This is a genomic window from Gorillibacterium sp. sgz306347 (genome assembly GCF_059735245.1).
Genome location: NZ_JCAPET010000020.1, coordinates 1 through 16,775 on the forward strand (window position 1 = coordinate 1; position 16,775 = coordinate 16,775).

The window sequence follows — 16,775 nt, forward strand, 5'->3', positions numbered from 1 at the left end:
ATCCTCTTACAGGCACCATGTAAGTTTTTTTGCAAGTCTACTGCTTATATTTACGTTTTTATCCGGTTTTGGCCGGTTTTGGAGAAAATAAGTGCTGTTTCGCAGCTGTTAGGCAGGGAGGGAGCTAGGGGGGGAAAATAAGGCTCATTTCGCACTTATTCGTGTCATCGTTCCCATCAGGGGCCAAAAAGGCGAACCCGTGCGGGGAAATTCCCACGGAACCCGCCCGCGATCGTTTCACTGGAGGCTACGCGATCGTTTTACCGGAGGCTACGCGCTCGTTTCACTGGAGGCTACGCGCTCGTTTCACTGGAGGCTACGCGCTCGTTTCACTGGAGGCTACGCGCTCGTTTCACTGGAGGATACGTGATCGTTTCACTGGAGGGTTAATTGGCGATTCGAACCGGCTCGGTCTCTCTAAAAAAATTCAGTTGCCGGGTCAATCGGTGATTTAGAAGCAGCGCCAAAAAAGGCGTGCTTGCGTACCGCCAAAAGGGGGAACACGTTTTTCCTGCCCGACGGCAAAATGACCACGAGCAAAAGCCGCCAAGGGAGAGTCAGGCTTCCCGGCAGCTTTTTTCATGGCGGCTTGCGCCTGTTTTCGAATCCCGAAGAAAGGTCATGTTCGTACCGGGCGCATCGACTTACTCCGCCAACAGCTCCTTCAGAATCCCCGCCGGGTTCTGCAGGAATGCTTTGGTCAACTGGTAATGCTCCGTGTCCTCGTAAGGCGTCAGCCGGATTCCGTCCTCGTCCAGGACGTAAATGTCCGCGCCCGGGTAGGCGAGCAGAATCGGCGAATGGGTGGCGATGATGAACTGGGAGCGCTTTTCGACCAGCTGGTGCATTCGCGCAATCAGGGCGAGCTGGCGGGACGGCGACAGCGCGGCCTCGGGCTCGTCCAGGATGTACATGCCGTTGCCGCGGAACCGGTGCAGCAGAAGGGACATGAAGCTTTCGCCGTGCGACTGGGCGTGGAGCGATTTGCCGCCGTAGCTGCCTTCGAGGAGCAGAGCGTCGACCTCCGACGCCACGTTGTAGAAGCTTTCCGCCCGCAGAAAAAAACCGTCTCCCGGCTTGCGGACGCCTTTCCAAAGGGTAATGGCTTCGCTGAGCTCGGAATGGGAGTGGTAGGTGGAGAAGTTGAAATTTTTTGAGCCGCCTTCCGGGTTGAAGCCGTATTGAATCGCGACCGCTTCCAGGAGGGTGGATTTCCCCGTCCCGTTTTCCCCGACCAGAAACGTGACGCGGCTGCGGAAATCCAGCTTGTCCAGGTGGCGCACGACCGGCAGGCGGTAGGGATACGCCCCCGGGTCTTCGATCGTATCGCGGTTCAATACCACGCTGCGTATGAAAAGCTCGTTCATCCGGTTCTCTCCCCCGTTTCAGCTTTAGGAGGATTATACCATACCCCGCACGGCTTTCCCTTTTGTGATGCCTTTCCTTGACTGATCTTAAAAAGATTTCTATGGTAAAAGAAATCTGAAGGACCGTTTCGATCCGTTAGCGTCTCTCAGCCAAGTAGGAGGAAACCGATGAAAATCAGCCCGCAAGTCTATGTAAAGGGAAGCCTGGAAGCCGCCGACGCGTAATGCAAAGCCTTCGGCCTGGAAAAAGGGATGGAGGTAAAGCATGACACGAAAGCGGAATACATGCATTGCGAATTAATGCGGACCGGCGAATTGTTTATGGCGTTAAGCGAAGCGCCCGAGGGCTGCGAAACCGACAATAACGCGGCTTGGAAAACGATGGCCTTCAATGTCTATGGGATGGGCAGCGAAGAGGCGGTTGCTCAGGCTTATGCCGTTCTTAAAAACGGCGGAAAGGTCATTGACCCGCCGGGCCCATGCAACTGGAATCCTTATTGCTCCAATGTGATTGACAAATTCGGCGTGTTTTGGTGGCTTGCGGTATGACCAACAGTGTGGGCCGCCCCCCATTGACAATAGTCCGCAAACAGGACTATAATCCATGCCATACCTTTTGAACAGGCGATGACCAAAGACAAGATTCCCTTCACGGGCTGCCAGAGAGAGAAGTGTGTGGTGAAAGCTTCTTCAGCCGACGGATCGGAGTTACCCCTTTGCAGCCGTGACGTTGAACCCGCCCGCCAAGCGCAGCTTCGCTTGCTCCGGGGGCAGTAAGCGTCTCCGATTCATCCCCGTTACCGGATGCCGAATGAGGGTCCGACCTGTTTCGCACCGGCGCACGCCGTGGGGAAAGGCGGATCGAATGAGGGTGGAACCGCGAGCCGAACGCACTCGTCCCTTTGTGGAGAGTGCGTTTTTTGCGTTCAAAAACTCATGCTCACGGAGGGATTCTCATGATGGTTCGCATTGCGCTGCCGGATGGCAGCCGGAAGGAAATGCCGCAAGGAACGACGCTCGGGCAGCTCGCCGCCTCGATCAGCCCCAGCCTGGGCAAAAACGCCGTGGCCGGGAAGCTCGACGGACAGCTCGCCGATCTGAACCGGCCGCTGGAACGGGACGCCGAGGTTGAAATGGTGACGCTCGACTCCAAGGACGGGCTGGCCGTTTACCGGCACAGCGCCGCCCACCTGCTGGCGCAGGCGGTCAAGCGGCTGTACGGCGGCGGGGCGGTCAAGCTGGGCATCGGCCCGGTGATCGACGACGGCTTTTATTACGATATGGACTTGAACGATCCGCTGTCGGAGGGCGACCTGGCGCGGATCGAACGCGAAATGGAACGGATCGCGGCGGAAGACCTCCCGATTGTCCGCCGGGAAGTCAGCCGGGAGGAGGCTTTGCGCTTTTTCGCCGAACGGGAGGAGCCGTACAAGCAGGAGCTGATCCGCGACCTGCCGGACAATGCGGCGATTACGATCTACGAGCAGGGCGAATTCGCCGACCTGTGCAGGGGGCCGCATCTGCCTTCCACGGGGCGGATCAAAGCCTTCCGGCTGATGAGCGTGGCCGGGGCCTATTGGCGGGGCGACTCCGCAAACAAGATGCTCCAGCGGATTTACGGCACGGCCTTCCCGAAAAAAACGCAGCTTGACGAGCACCTGCGGCTCCTGGAGGAAGCGAAGAAGCGGGACCACCGCAAGCTGGGCAAGGAGCTGGAGCTCTTCATGTTCTCCGAGGAAGCGCCCGGGATGCCGTTTTACCTGCCGAAAGGAATGGCCCTCCGCAACGAGCTGGAGAGCTTCTCCCGCGACCTGCAGCGGCGGCGGGGCTACGAGGAAGTGCGCTCGCCCCTCATGATGAACAACCGCATGTGGGAGCAATCGGGCCACTGGGATCACTACAAGGACAACATGTACTTCACGAAGGTGGACGAAACGACGTTTGCCCTCAAGCCGATGAACTGCCCGGGCCACATGCTGGTGTTCAAAAACAGCCTTCGCTCCTACCGGGAGCTGCCGATCCGCCTGTTCGAATTCGGCCAGGTGCACCGCCACGAGCTTTCCGGCGCGCTGAACGGCATGATGCGGGTCCGCACGTTTTGCCAGGACGATGCCCATCTGTTTGTCCGGCCCGACCAGATTGCGGAGGAGATTGGCGGAGTCATCGACCTGATCGGGGAGATGTACCGGGTATTCGGCTTCGATTACAAAATTGAGCTGTCCACGCGTCCGGAGGATTCCATGGGATCGGCGGAGCTGTGGGAGCAGGCGGAGGGCGCGCTGAAAAGCGTGCTGGAAAGCCGGGGCATCGACTACCGGCTGAACGAGGGCGACGGGGCGTTTTACGGGCCGAAAATCGATTTCCATGTGCTCGATGCGCTCAAACGGAGCTGGCAGTGCGGCACGATCCAGCTGGATTTTCAAATGCCCGAAAAGTTCGCCCTGACGTATATCGGGGAAGACGGCGGCAAGCACCGGCCGGTGGTGATCCATCGCGCCGTGTACGGTTCGATCGACCGCTTCATCGGCATTTTGACGGAGCATTACGCCGGGGCCTTCCCGCTTTGGCTCGCGCCGGTGCAGGTCAAAGTTGTGCCGGTAACGGACGCCATGCTGGACGACGCGCTTCAGCTCAAGCGTTCCCTGGAAGCATGCGGCTTGCGGGTGGAGGTGGACGGACGGGCGGAGAAGCTCGGGTACAAAATCCGCGAAGCGGAGCTGGAAAAGGTCCCGTATGTGTTCGTGCTGGGCGAGAACGAAAGAGCCTCCGGCACGGTATCGGTCCGCAAACGGGGCGAAGGCGACCTCGGCGCGGCAAAGCCGGAGGAACTGGCGGAGCAGCTTCTGGACGAAATCCGGCGGGAGCGCGGATAACCGTTCACAAAAAAAGCCGGATGAAGTCGAAAAGGGACCGGAAACCAATCCCATAACAGCTGCTTGCCCGGTTAAAACCATCACTCCCCTTTATCGCGGCATTTTGCGGAAACCGTTCTTCTATCGGAGAAGCGGCCCCCGTGCCGGATGGAGGGGAGTGTTTTTATTGCGGCAGCCCGGCCAAATCGGCTTCCAGAGCGGCGACCCGCTTCAGCAGCTTTTTGAGCATGACGGAGGCTTTGACCTTAAGCGGCAATTGATCGGATACGTCGATGCGGAAAGCGCCCGACCGGACGGCTTCCTTCAGCTCGGCTGCGCTTTCGACGCGCCGCTCGAATACGTTGACGACGCTGCCGAATTGCAGGCATTGGTGCGTATCGCTGCCCGCCGTCATCGGCTTGCCCAGCTCCTCCGCAAAACGGGCGACCCTCGCCTGATTGGCGGTAGAGCCGTATTCGTACATGTCCTTGCCGTTCAAGTCAAACGCGTCCAGCCGGGAAAGCAGGCTGCGGTCCAGGTGGTGAAGCGGCGTCGATTCCCGGAACGGATGCGCGCCGATTTTGAGCAGGGGATAGCGTTCGGCCAGCGCCAGCAGCTCCGCAAAGGGAATGAAGGCGGGCTTGACCGTGTAAGGCTCCAGTTGGCTGCGGACCGCGAGGATGTGGGCCTTTTGCCCGATCAGCAGAATGTGGCCGGTTTCCCGGATGTCCACCTCCATGCCCGGAAAGAGCTTCAGGCCGTCCGCCTCGTAGTATTCGCCGTTGTAAGGATAGAGGCGGTCCAGCGTTTCGTAAACCTCGTGAAAGTTTCGCGTGTTAAAATGTTCGGTTAACGCGAGGGCGTCCAGGCCGTTGGCCTTTGCCTCACGGATCATTTCTTCGTAATACGCCGCCGAAAAATCGGATGCTTTGGACAGCTTGGCGTGGGTATGCAGGTCGATGCGCATGGGCGGGCACTCCTTTTTGGGATCAGCTTTGGCAACGCAAGAAGGACACCGGGGCCGGACTGGCTTGCCGGCCCGTTCGGGCCGTGCCTTGCCCCGGGTTAAAGACGGCGGAGAACTTATGCGGCGAGCGGGAAGGCATGGCCAAGCCAGAACAGAAGCCCGGTGTACGCAGCCGTGCCGGTTAAAAAGACGATGTCGCGGGCGGTGATCCGCAGATGAGCGAGCTTGAGCCTTTTGGCGGCCGGGTTTTTCATGCCGTAGGAAAAGCCGCGCGTTTCCAGCGCCTCCACGGTGGTGCGCGAGCGTTTGGCTGTCGCCAGCATCAGCGGGAAAAAGGAAAACACGAGCAGCTTCAAATAATAGGCGCCGGTCCGCCAGTACAGGAAGCCGGGCCGTTCCGGCCCGCGTCCGCGCAGCCGGTAAGAAAGCAGGACGTTGCGAAATTCCTCAAACAGCACCGGCAGGATGCGGTAACCGTACGACAAGCTGAAGGAGAAGGCGGCGGGCATGCCGAGCGCCAGCAGTCCGTCGCTGATTTTCTCCGGGTCCATGCCCGAAAACACGGTGATGCTCGCCAGCGAGACGACCGACAGCTTCAGCGTCAGCTTGAGCAGCGGCAGGGCGGAGGAGATGTCGCCTCCGAAAAAAAGCGAGATCACAAACAGCCAGCCCACCTGGCCGATCAGCCCGAGGCAGAGCACGAGAATAACGAGCGGCGTTACACGCGACAAAGCGGTGGTGACGGCCAGCAGGACGAACAGGCCGCCGAGCACAAGCAGGTTGGACAGGAACCAGGGCACGACGGCGAAAAACAGATACCAGATCAGCATGCAGCGCGGATCGAGCCGCGACAGCGAGACGTGCCCGCTGCCGTAGGCTGTATTCATCAGTTCAAGCTGGATGCGCTCCAGCGAAAATTTAGTCAGCCAGTTGCGGACAAGCTGCATCGGTCGTGTCCTCCTTTGATGGCATGCGGCGGCTCAGGCGGGCGGCAAACTGCTCCGGCGTGGCGCTTGGCGGCAAAAGGCCGAGCTTGCCGGACAGGTCCATGATTTGCGTAGGGGCGAGTCCGGCTCGGCGGATGAGGGCCGAATCGGAAAAGATGTCTTCCGGCGCGCCGTCGCCAATTACCGAACCTTCATGCAGGACGATCACCCGCGTGGCCCACTGGCTGACCAGCTGCATGTCATGCGTAGCAATAACAACGGTGCGGACATGCGCTTCCAGTTCGTTCAACGTCCCGATCAGCTCTTGCCGCGTGGCAAGGTCGAGGTTGGCGGTCGGCTCGTCGAGCAGCATGACCGCCGGGCGGATGGCGGCTCCGATCGCCAGGGAAACCCGGCGCTGCTGGCCGCCGCTCAGGAGCCGCGCGTCCCGCTCCCGCAGGTCCGCGAGCCGGAATGCGGCAAGCACGTTTTCGAGAACGGCCTCCGCATCCGGGTAGCGGCGTTTTTTCAGGCAGTACGCAATTTCCTTCTCCACCGAGTCGTCAATGAACATGTCCTCGGGGTTCTGGAACACGTAGACGACGGAGCCCGACAGCTGCTCCAGCGGCGTCTCCCGCGTATCGCGGCCGAGCACCTGAACCGTCCCGGCGGCGGGCTTGGCGATGCCGGCGGCCAGCCGGAGCAGGGACGATTTTCCGGCTCCGTTGTTGCCGACCAGCGCGATGCGTTCGCCCTCGTGCAGCGTCAGGCTGACGCCGTTCAGCACCGCGCGCTCCGTCTTGCGGATCGTGCGGTAGCGGAGCGAGGCGTCCCGCAGCTGGACGGCGGGGACGCGTTCGGCCGCCGGGACGGGCGCGGGCTCCGCTGCCGTGATCGCGGCCGCCGTCCAGGGGCTGCCGCCTGCACAGGCCTCCGCCAAGCCTCGCTCGTTCCGGCCGGCCTGGCGCAGCCGCTCGCGGAAGTACGGCACGGCCGCTTCGGCCGTCACCGGGTAGGCGCTCGCGCCGTCCGCTGCGCTGTCCAAGTCCGCCGCGTTCCCGACGGGTCCAGCCGCTTTTCCCGCCAAGCCGTCCGCATTCCCGGCCGAACGCTGCGGCGCCTCTTCCGTCAGGCGGTCGAGCAGCGCCGCCGCCTTCGTGACCTCGGGCGGCTGAATGCCCAGCCGCTCCAGATCGGCCAGCCGGTTCAGCGCCTCGGCGGCCGGGCGCTTCCAGAGTATGCGGCCTTTTTCCATCAGCACGGCGTCGGTGCAATAATCGGCGATAAATTCCGTGTGATGCTCGATCACCACGACGGTGATGCCATGGCGTTCGTTCAGCTGCTTCAGTACCTCGTAAACCTGGCGGGCATGCTGCGGATCAAGCTGCGAAACCGGCTCGTCGACGACGAGAATGGCCGGCGCCAGCGACAGTGCGCCGGCGAGGGCGAGCAAATGCTTTTGTCCTCCGCTCAGTTCCCAGATGTACCGGTCCCGGAGCGCGGTCAGGCCGCAAAGGTCGAGCGCGCGGCGCGCTTTTTCCCGGTAGTCCGCCAGCCCGTAATTTAGCGGCGCAAAGCAGGCTTCGTCCCACACCGTAGGCCGGACCAGCTGATTGTCGAAATCCTGATAGACGTACCCGACCAGCCGGGACAGCCCGGAGACGGTCCGGTCCTTGGCGGATACGCCGCAAACCGCAACCTCGCCGGTAAAGTCGCCGGAATAATAATGGGGGATCAGACCGTTTAACAGCTTGCACAAAGTTGACTTGCCGCAGCCGTTACCGCCGATGACGGCGGTAAACGTTCCCCGCTCCAGCGACAGCGTCGCGCCGTTCAAGACCGGCTGCTCCGAGCCGGGGTACGTAAAGGAGACGTTCCGGATGTCCACCGCCGGCTTTTTCGTACGGACCGCGTCCGACGCTCCGGCACCTTCGAGACTTTTCCGCGCAACTGCTTCGTCCGCGCCGCCTCCCCTGAAGCTATTGCGGCCCGCCGCAGCAACCTCTTCCGCGGCCGTAAGGGAGGCTGGATTCCCGCCTGGCCGGGTCTTCACGAAAAGGCTTTTAAGCATACGGCAGATTCTCCGCTTGATTGTCCGTTTTGCCGGCGCGATTGCGCTTGGCCCGCATGATCAGGATGACGGCGATGGCGACGGCTGCGGCGGCAGCGATGCTCAGCCAGATGGCGCCCGTACCGAAGCGGTCCGCAAAGCCCGACTCCCATTCGAAGTTCCAGTCCGTTTCGGACAGCGATTCCGCGCCGAACGCCAGAAGCGCCAGAAGAATGCCGCCGATGACCAAGCGGGGCGTGACGATGCCGGCGGATTCGTATTTGGTCGCTTTTTGCCGGGGGCGGATGCCGAGAAGCGGTTCTATTTTTCCATACAGGCGCGGAACCAGATATAATGTAGGCAGGAGGGCGAACAGGATGCCGGAGAACAGCACATCGTTCAGGAATCCCACCCCTTCCACCACGACGACGCTTTCCGCAAGACCGGGCACGGCTTCAAATTCCTCCACGCCGATCCACACCTTGCCGATATCGACGAGAGAGCTGCAAAGCTGGTGAAGGGCAACTCCGGTGAAAGCGGCGATGCCGACCTGGGTCCGGTTTTTGGGATCGCTCACCAGGCGTCCGGCCACGTACATGGCGAAGGAGAAGGTAAGGAACTTCTCAAGCTCGCCCAGCCCGCCGAACTGCCCCAGCATCAGTTCGCCGAAGATCACCTCGCCGAGCGCTGCGCCGATGGCGGCGTAAACCGGGTGAAAGAGCATGCACAGGGTCAGCGGAATAAAAGCGAAGTATTCCACGGACAGCTCGACGGGTCCGAGCTGCAACTTGGGAATGAGTTCGGTGAACATGTTGGACAGCCCGTAAAGGGACATCGACAAGACGAAGATCATCATTTTTTGCGAGGATGTCAGCGTGTAGAGCGAAGCTTTGCTTTTCATCGGCGGGAGCCTCCCCGGATTGGATTTGCTTCCAGTGTAAGGCGAAAGTATTAACGCAGGCCGAGGGTTGTGTCAACGCAGTGTAATTTTTATTACATAATCGATACATAGGAAATAAAATTTTCATATCTGTCTATCTTTTCATTTACAAGTTCCGCTGCGGTACGATTTCTTCTATAGAAAAGGAGCGCGCGCAAGGCATGACATTGTTCCCCGACAAAACGCCGTTTTCACCCGGCCAGCGCAAAATAGCGGATTTTCTGGAGCGGCGGCCCGACGAGGTGCTGCTGATGACGGATCAGGAGATTGCCGACCGCGTCGGCGTCAGCATCGCCACGGTTTCCCGGTTTTGGCGCGTGGTCGGCTACGCGAACGCCAAAGCGTTCAAGGCCAAGCTGTGGGACGCTTCCTCGGACGCCACGCCCGCCCTGAAGCTGGAAAAGACCATGTCCCGTCTTGATTCCACCAGCCTCCCCGCCCAAATGCTGGAGCAGTCGCTGCACCATCTCCGCGAAACGGCGGAGCAAACGTCCCCGGAGGAGCTGCAAAAGGCCGCCGAACGGATCGCAGGCGCCCGGCGTCTCTACATTCACGCTCCCGGTCCGGCGCTGTCCTTGGGCGAGCTGCTGTCTTACCGGCTGTCCCGCTTCGGGCTGTCGGTGCGGATTATGGCGGGGAGCGGGCACGAGCTTCTGGAATCGCTGGCCCATTTGCAAAAAGAAGACGCCGTGCTGCTGTTCAGCTTTACCCGGATGCTGCCGGAAACGGACGTGATTCTGGATTGCGTCGGCCGGACGGGCAGCGCGGCTGTCCTGGTTACGGACCGGGAAACGCTCCGCTACGGGCATCCGGTGCAGGCTTCGTTTTATGTGAGCCGGGGGGAGATGGGCGAATTCCATTCCATGGTCACGCCGCTTCTCCTGATTGAGCAGCTGATTCTGGCGGTCGGCTTGATCAACAAGGAGACCGCGCTGCGGAAGCTGGAGCATCTGAGCGAGCTGAGGGCGCGATACGCGGACAAGCTCCCACGGGGGCGGGCTTGAGAAAGTTGGCCGGATAGGAAAGGAAGAAGCGGGGCACGCTAACGGAAATCGCGGGAGGAGCTGTGGTTTCGTTGGCCTACGGGGAGCTTTTGCTGCGGACGGCAATGGCTTACGTGCTTTTGCTGCTTTTTTGCCGCCTGATCGGAAAAAAACAGGTCAGCCAGCTGACCTTTTTTAATTATGTCGGGGGAATCGCGTTCGGCTCTCTCGCCGCAGCGCTGGCTCTCGACCGGTCCCTGACGATCGGGGCCGGGGTCGCCGCTTTGGGCTTATGGGCCGCGCTGACCTTTTTGACGGGAGTGGCCACCCTTAAATCGCGCAAAGCCCGAAGGGCGTTGGAAGGACAGCCTACGATCCTGATCCGCAAGGGAGAGGTTATGGAAAAAGCCATGCAGGGCTCCCGGATAAACATGGATGACGTGTTGATGCTGTTAAGGAAGAAGAACATTTTTTCCGTGAAGGAAGTGGAATACGCCATTCTGGAGACGGACGGCCAAGTGACGGTTTTGGCCCAGACGGGCGCGCAGGCCGCAACGAAAAAGGACGTTCGGCCGGTGGCGGAGCAGCATGCAAACCTTCCGACGCAGGTCATTACGGACGGGAAGCTGATTGACGGCAATCTGAAGAAGCTTAACCTTACGCCTGCGTGGATCAGGGAAAGACTTCGGGAGCAAGGCATCGCCGACGAAAGCCGGGTGTTCTTTGCCGAAGTGGAGGCGGACGGTACGCTTCATGCGGACCGGTATCGGGATACGGTCCATTGAACCGGCAGCCGGCTCAAGACCCGAAACGCCCTTCATGCCCCGGTATTCGGGCGGCATGAAGGGCGTTTTGTTTTGTTTACGTGGGCTGCGGGCCGTTTTCCGGCGGGGAGGACGGCGCTTCTTCCGGTCCGGTTTCGGCCTTGGCGGGCGAGCGGCGAAGAAGCAGTCCCAGCGCGGCGCCGCCGATGGCGACAAACATCATGACGTGGAACGTGTCGGCAAAGCCGTTGGCGAAAGCCGTGGCCTTCAACAGCTGCACCGCGTCGGCGGTGGAGGCTCCGCCGGCCGCTGTGCCGGCCCCGTTCCCTGCACCGGCCGCTCCGCCTGCCGCCTGCTGAAGCTCCGCCGCATGCGCCGCTGTCCGCGAGGTCAGAATGGTGACCAAGGTGGATACGGCCAGCGAGCTGATTACCTGCTGCATGGAGTTGGTCAGCGAAGTGACGCGGTTGACCAGCCGCCGGGGCGCCTTGTTCAGCAGGTGCGTGTTCATCGGCATTGTCATCATGCCCATGCCCGCGCCGCACATGAGCAGCGGGAGAAGGATATCCCGGCTTTCCGTTGTCAGGTCAACCTGCGAATATTGGAAAAGCGCGCCGCCGACAAGCCCGAGTCCAGCCACGACAAGCCAGCGGACGCCGATCCGGTCAAACAAAATGCCGGCGATCGGCATGATGAAGGCCGACGCGATGGCCTGGGGCAGCATGGTAACGCCGGTGTGGAACGGCTCGAAGCCGCGCGCCTGCTGCAGAAACTGCGGCATCAGGAAGAGTGCGCCGTACAAAGCAAACTGGGCGACCCACTGCACGAGAATCCCGGCCGTGAAGTCGACGGAGCGGAAAATCCGCAACTCCAGAAGCGGCTGCTCGGCTTTCAGTTCGGCGATCACAAAGGCGATCAGCGCAAGGACTCCGACCGCGAGACCGATCACCGTCTTGTCGCTGCCCCAGCCGTCCGCGCCTTGGCTGACGCCGTACGAAAGGGCCGCGAATGCAAGCGGGCCGAGGATGATGCCCCAGCGGTCGATGCCGGGGACGCTTGTCCGGCTTGTATTGGGAAGCTTGAACGCACCGATCAGGACGCAGAGAATGCCGATGGGAATGTTCAGAAGAAAAATCCAGCGCCAGGAGTGATACTCCACCAGCCAGCCGGACACGACCGGGCCGATGGCCGGAGCGAACAGCACCGGAATGCCCATGATGCCCATGACGACGCCGACTTTGCTGGCCGGGGCCAGCCGGTATACGTACGCCATGCCGACGGGAAGCACGCAGCCGCCGCCGATGCCCTGGAGCACGCGAAAAGCAATCAGCCAGCCCGCCGAGCTGGGGGTGGCGCAAAGAATGGAACCGGCGGTAAAGACCACAATAGCGGTCAAAAAGACGCGCTGCGCCCCGAACCGGTCCGACAGCCAGCCGGTCAGCGGGATGACGGAGGCCTGTGCGAGCATGTAGCCCGTCACGGTCCACTGCAGGGTTTTCAAATCGGTTCCGAAATCAACAACCAGACGGGACAAGGCGACATTCATCGCCGTGCTGTCGAGCACCACCATAAACACGCCGGCGATAATCGCAAGCAGCGGAACGAGAATGCCGCGCAGCCGAAAGCCGGCGTCCGGCTTCAAAGCGGTTTCGTTCATGTTTCTCTCCTCCTCCCGGATGGCCGTGCAGCCGTCCGTTGACCATGCGCGCTCGTTTTCTCTATAATGGAATAGCGGACAATTGTCCGCGCAAGAGCATACTTATTCTACGGACAATTGTCCGCTCTGTCAATCGGGTGATTCGAATAAGGGAAGGGATGTTTGGAAAAAGGGGGGGCAGGATGGCCGGCAACCAAAGAAAAGGGCGGAGCGCCGAGAGCGCAGAGACGCAGCCGTCGAGGAAGGAAGCCGCCGCTAAAGGGCGCAGCGAAAAGGCGGGTTCGGAGGATGCTTACCGGGAAAAAATATTGTTCGCGGCCCGGACGCTTTTTCAGACGCATGGCGTCGATGAAGTCAGCATGTACCAGATTGCCCGGCAGGCGGGAATCGGGCAGGGCTCCCTGTATCGGCGCTACGCGAACATAGGAGAGATCTGCTCGGACCTTTTGCGCACCAACATTGAGCAGTTTCTCGAGGGCCTGGAGCGGGGGGCACGGGAAGCGGCAGCGGACACGGCGGCGGAACAGTTGAGAGCCAGTGTTGCAAAGGTTGTTGATTTTGTGGACGAGCACGCTTATCTGCTGACCCGGATCAATTCCGGATTCACCGGCAAAAGCCAGCTCACGCAGCTGGAGCATCCGTTTTACAAGCGGCTGTATGCCGTTATGACGCAGCTTCTGGTTTTGCTCCAGGAGAGGCCGGAGGAGGAAGCCGACCCGCGCTTTACCGCGAGCGCGCTAATCACCGTGCTGAGCCCGGATCTCTATTTGTATCAGCGCAAGCATCACGGGACAAGCAAAGAGCAGGTGGTCCGGCAGATCAACCGGCTGTTTTTCGGCGGTTTGCCGGAGGAGCGGAGCTGACTGCGCGGAGGGAGAGCCCGGCATGGGGGAAGGCTGCCGGGCCGCGGCGAGCCGGTCAGACCGCCCTGTGGTTATGCGACCGCGTGGAAACCGCACGGAAATGAACTCTTCTGCATGGGTGTAAAAACACCGCCGGCCGAATCGGTGTCGGCGGTGTTTTCGCATGCGGCTGGTTCAGGAGCCCGTGGACCGGTAATGCCGGACGCCAAAGCGCCAGACACGCAGGCAGGCGAGCAGAAAAAGGACGCTCGCCAAGGGCAGAAGCGCGTACAGCGGGGCGTATTCCGGATGGGGCGTGCGGTCGAGCAGATACAGGAGCGGCAGGTAGCTCACGCAGCCGAACGGAATGAGGAACGTGAACAACAGCCGGACCGGCTTGGCATAGATGGAAAGCGGGTACTGGGCCATTTCCCGCCCGCCGTCGGTGAGCAGGTTGGCCAGCTCCAGGCCCTGCACCGTCCAGAAGCAAAAGGTCGCGTTCAGCATGTAGATGCCGATGAATATCAGCACGCCGCCCGCGACCATCAAGATCAGCGTGACGATCTTGAGCGGCGTCCAGGAAACCGGCAGGTTCCACAGCGCCCAGGCGAGCACGGCCGCGCCCTGCAGCATGCGGCCGATGCGGGTGAACTCGAACTGCGAGCCGAGCACCTGGACGACGGTTCCGCGCGGCCGGACCAGCAGCCGGTCGAAGCCCCCGTTTGCCACCAGCGAGGAAAACGAGTCGAACCCGCGCGCAAAGCATTCGCTAAGCGCAAACGCCAGGTGAACGACGCCGAAGCAGAGGGCGACTTCGAAAAAGCTCCAGCCGCGCAGCTCCCCGAACCGGGAGAACAGAAAATAGAGACCGGCGAAAACAAAGAGCGGGATGAAAAACTGGCCCAGGCACAGCAGCCAGAAGGACGCCCGGTACTGCAGCTGGGAGCGGAACAGAATGGAAAGGTAGCGAAAATAGAGGCGCATGGGTGCTTTCATCCTCCTTGTACGATTACGCGCCGGAGCGCCCGGCGCATGAGCCACAAGCCGGCGCCTGCGGTCAGCGCGAGCCAGAGCAGCTGCATGCCGATGCCGGCCAGCGCTTCCTGCACCGGGATGTGGCCCGAGTAAACGCGGAACGGAAAATCCATCGTCCAGCGGAACGGCAGGAAGAACGAAAGGTTCTGCAGCCACGCGGGCATCAGCGGAACCGGCACGATCATCCCGGCGAAAAACTCGCCGGCCGTCGCAAACATGAGCGTGGAACCGACCGGCGACAGGGTCCAAAAGACGGAGACATAGATGAGCATCGACAAAGCGGCTACGACCAGAAGCCCGAACAGAAGCGCCAGCGCAAACAGCGGGAAGGCCGCACCCGGAGCTGGCAGCCCCATGCCGTAAGGCTCGGGCAGAAGGAAAGCGAACAGCAGAACAGGCAGAAACCGCAGCATGGCCCCGGAGAGCCGCGTCGCTGCGATCTTGGCGTACCAAAAGCCATAGAGGTCGCAAGGACGGCAGAGCTCGTAGGCGATGTTGCCGGTCGTGATCAGCTGGAAGATGTCCGGGTCGCGGTACCAGAGGGCGACGAGGCTGAGAAACATCTGCTGGAGCCACACGTACGTGACGATGTCCGGCAGGGAGATGGGCGCCGCCGCACCGTCCCGGCTGTAAAAGGCGATGTAGACCATCACCAGCACAAGGCCGAAAAACAGCTGGGTGGCGATGCCGGCATACGCCGCCGTGCGGTATTGCAGGCTGGTGACAAAACGCAGCTTGGCGACGGAGAGGTAAGCCTTCATACCCGGTGCTCCTTGTACAGCTGCAGGATCAGCTCGTCCACCGATTTTGCGTCCACCTGAGCGTCCAATATTTCAATGCGCTCGGAGAGGCGGGCGATAATTTGCGCCAGCCCGACCTGCTGGCTGTCGAAGCTGTAAACCGCCTGCTGCGCCGACCAGGAATGGCGGAACGCCCCGGGAATGTCGACGGGAACCGGGCAATCCCGGTAATCGACTGTCAGCGTACGCTGGCTGCCGAAGCGCTTGCGCAGTTCGGAAAGGGAGCCGTCGTAGAGCAGGGTGCCTTTGCCGATCATCAGAATGCGTTCCGCCAGCGCTTCAATGTCGCTCATGTCGTGGGTGGTTAGGATGACGGTGACGCCTTGTTCTTTGTGAATGGCTTTGATGAATTCGCGGACGGCGATTTTGCTTTCGGCATCAAGGCCTATGGTCGGCTCGTCGAGAAACAGAATGCGCGGGTCGTGCAGAAGCGAAGCGGCGATTTCGCAGCGCATCCGCTGGCCGAGGCTGAGCTGGCGGACGGGAGTATGCAGGAGGCTGCCAAGGCCGAGCCGATCGGTGAGGCGGTCCATGTTTTTGCGGTAAACGGCCGCCGGAATCCGGTAGATGTCCCGCAGCAGCTCAAAGGAATCGGCGACTGGCACATCCCACCAGAGCTGGGAGCGCTGGCCGAACACCACGCCGATGTGGCCCACATAAGCGGTCCGCTCCTTCCATGGGGTATACCCCATAATCCGGCAGGAGCCGGAGTCCGGCACCAGGATGCCGCACATGACCTTGATCGTTGTCGACTTTCCGGCGCCGTTCGGGCCGATGTACCCGGCGATTTCGCCTTCCCGGATCTCGAAGGAAATGTCCTGCAGCGCGTCCACCCGGGTGTAGGTTCGGGAAAAGAGCGCTTTGGCCGCCTGCCCGAAGCCGGCGGACCGTTCGGCCACTTGGAATGATTTGTTGATGCCTTGGAGCGAGATGACGGGTTCGCCCATTTTGGATCCCTCCTGAAACGTACAGATGATGAGCATTCAAAAATATAGCGAAAATCCCGAAAAAAGACTAGACTTATCTTTTTCTGAAGGTTATACTACTATTATCAGGAACGAGGACACGTACCTTTAGTTAAAATTTATCAAAAATAGCCAAACGACCCGTTGGGGTCGTTTTTTTATTGCCTGGCCCGTGCCACGAGCCTGATCTGCCGGTTCACAAAAAGAACGTTCCCCGGACTCCTCCCCCGCCTAAGTTCCAGGTGTTTGATTGCTTCCACCGTATGCTATAACGCGTTTGGCTCAGCATCTTCGTTTGGTTCGAGCAAACCGTTCGCCCAGTTCACATGGTTCGATTAGGTGAATCGATGTTGGTTGGTTCAACATCTTCGTTTGGTTCGAGCAAACCGTTCGCCCAGTTCACATGGTTCGATTAGGTGAATCGATGTTGGTTGGTTCAACATATTCGTTTGGTTCGAGCAGACGGTTCGCCCAGTTCACCGGGTTCGATTATTTAAATCGAAGCCGGTTAGTTCGAATATTCGTTTGGTTCGAGCACAAGGTCCGCCTAGTACACCAGGTTCGATTGTTTGAATCGAGGCTGGTTGGTTCGATATATTCGTTTGCTTGGAGCATACGGCTCGCAAT

14 protein-coding genes are annotated in these 16,775 nt (G+C 60.5%); 5 read left to right on the forward strand and 9 right to left on the reverse strand.

Features of this window, described 5'->3' with window-relative positions; translation table 11 throughout:
- Window positions 1–644 precede the first annotated feature (644 nt).
- The gene (locus AC6I6H_RS12200; protein WP_497954090.1) at window positions 645–1,367 is read right to left on the reverse strand and encodes an AAA family ATPase; all 723 of its coding nucleotides are present in this window, start codon (window positions 1,365–1,367) and stop codon (window positions 645–647) included.
- A gap of 252 nt (window positions 1,368–1,619) precedes the next feature.
- Here AC6I6H_RS12200 and AC6I6H_RS12205 point away from each other — a divergent pair, with 252 nt between their 5' ends.
- Window positions 1,620–1,916 carry a VOC family protein gene (locus AC6I6H_RS12205; RefSeq protein ID WP_497954092.1) on the forward strand — a complete coding sequence of 99 codons (297 nt, stop codon included), beginning with the start codon at window positions 1,620–1,622 and terminating at the stop codon, window positions 1,914–1,916.
- Between the two features lie 407 nt (window positions 1,917–2,323).
- Window positions 2,324–4,240, forward strand: coding sequence for a threonine--tRNA ligase (thrS, locus tag AC6I6H_RS12210; protein ID WP_497954094.1), 1,917 nt, complete (start codon window positions 2,324–2,326; stop codon window positions 4,238–4,240).
- 163 nt (window positions 4,241–4,403) lie between these two features.
- Here thrS and AC6I6H_RS12215 read toward each other — a convergent pair whose 3' ends face one another.
- The 4 genes from AC6I6H_RS12215 to AC6I6H_RS12230 form a co-directional block, all read right to left on the reverse strand.
- The gene (locus tag AC6I6H_RS12215) at window positions 4,404–5,186 is read right to left on the reverse strand and encodes a PHP-associated domain-containing protein (RefSeq protein WP_497954095.1); all 783 of its coding nucleotides are present in this window, start codon (window positions 5,184–5,186) and stop codon (window positions 4,404–4,406) included.
- Between the two features lie 116 nt (window positions 5,187–5,302).
- Window positions 5,303–6,133, reverse strand: coding sequence for an energy-coupling factor transporter transmembrane component T family protein (locus AC6I6H_RS12220; protein WP_497954097.1), 831 nt, complete (start codon window positions 6,131–6,133; stop codon window positions 5,303–5,305).
- Window positions 6,105–8,183, reverse strand: coding sequence for an ABC transporter ATP-binding protein (locus AC6I6H_RS12225; RefSeq protein WP_497954098.1), 2,079 nt, complete (start codon window positions 8,181–8,183; stop codon window positions 6,105–6,107). Before AC6I6H_RS12225 ends, AC6I6H_RS12220 begins: the two co-directional genes overlap by 29 nt.
- A complete protein-coding gene (locus AC6I6H_RS12230) occupies window positions 8,176–9,063 on the reverse strand; it encodes a DUF8171 family membrane protein (protein WP_497954099.1) in 888 nt (295 codons plus the stop codon). Before AC6I6H_RS12230 ends, AC6I6H_RS12225 begins: the two co-directional genes overlap by 8 nt.
- Before the next feature lie 200 nt (window positions 9,064–9,263).
- Between AC6I6H_RS12230 and AC6I6H_RS12235 the strand changes: the two genes are divergently transcribed.
- Entirely contained in the window at window positions 9,264–10,106 is an 843-nt protein-coding gene (locus AC6I6H_RS12235; protein ID WP_497954100.1) for a MurR/RpiR family transcriptional regulator, read from the forward strand.
- 62 nt (window positions 10,107–10,168) lie between these two features.
- Window positions 10,169–10,870 (forward strand): YetF domain-containing protein, encoded by a 702-nt coding sequence (locus tag AC6I6H_RS12240; RefSeq protein ID WP_497954102.1) that lies wholly within the window; start codon window positions 10,169–10,171, stop codon window positions 10,868–10,870.
- A gap of 76 nt (window positions 10,871–10,946) precedes the next feature.
- Here the strand turns inward: AC6I6H_RS12240 and AC6I6H_RS12245 are convergent, their stop codons facing one another.
- Window positions 10,947–12,506 (reverse strand): DHA2 family efflux MFS transporter permease subunit, encoded by a 1,560-nt coding sequence (locus AC6I6H_RS12245; protein WP_497954103.1) that lies wholly within the window; start codon window positions 12,504–12,506, stop codon window positions 10,947–10,949.
- 182 nt (window positions 12,507–12,688) lie between these two features.
- On the opposite strand from AC6I6H_RS12245, the gene AC6I6H_RS12250 reads away from it, so the two are divergent.
- The gene (locus AC6I6H_RS12250; protein WP_497954104.1) at window positions 12,689–13,369 is read left to right on the forward strand and encodes a TetR/AcrR family transcriptional regulator; all 681 of its coding nucleotides are present in this window, start codon (window positions 12,689–12,691) and stop codon (window positions 13,367–13,369) included.
- Between the two features lie 174 nt (window positions 13,370–13,543).
- Here AC6I6H_RS12250 and AC6I6H_RS12255 read toward each other — a convergent pair whose 3' ends face one another.
- Genes AC6I6H_RS12255 through AC6I6H_RS12265 form a run of 3 tightly spaced genes read right to left on the reverse strand, consistent with a single transcriptional unit; the run spans window position 13,544 to window position 16,130 of the window.
- Window positions 13,544–14,332, reverse strand: coding sequence for an ABC transporter permease (locus AC6I6H_RS12255; RefSeq protein ID WP_497954105.1), 789 nt, complete (start codon window positions 14,330–14,332; stop codon window positions 13,544–13,546).
- 8 nt (window positions 14,333–14,340) lie between these two features.
- The gene (locus AC6I6H_RS12260; protein ID WP_497954106.1) at window positions 14,341–15,144 is read right to left on the reverse strand and encodes an ABC transporter permease; all 804 of its coding nucleotides are present in this window, start codon (window positions 15,142–15,144) and stop codon (window positions 14,341–14,343) included.
- On the reverse strand, window positions 15,141–16,130 hold the full coding sequence (locus AC6I6H_RS12265) for an ABC transporter ATP-binding protein (protein WP_497954107.1): 990 nt from the start codon (window positions 16,128–16,130) through the stop codon (window positions 15,141–15,143). Before AC6I6H_RS12265 ends, AC6I6H_RS12260 begins: the two co-directional genes overlap by 4 nt.
- Between the last annotated feature and the right edge of the window lie 645 nt (window positions 16,131–16,775).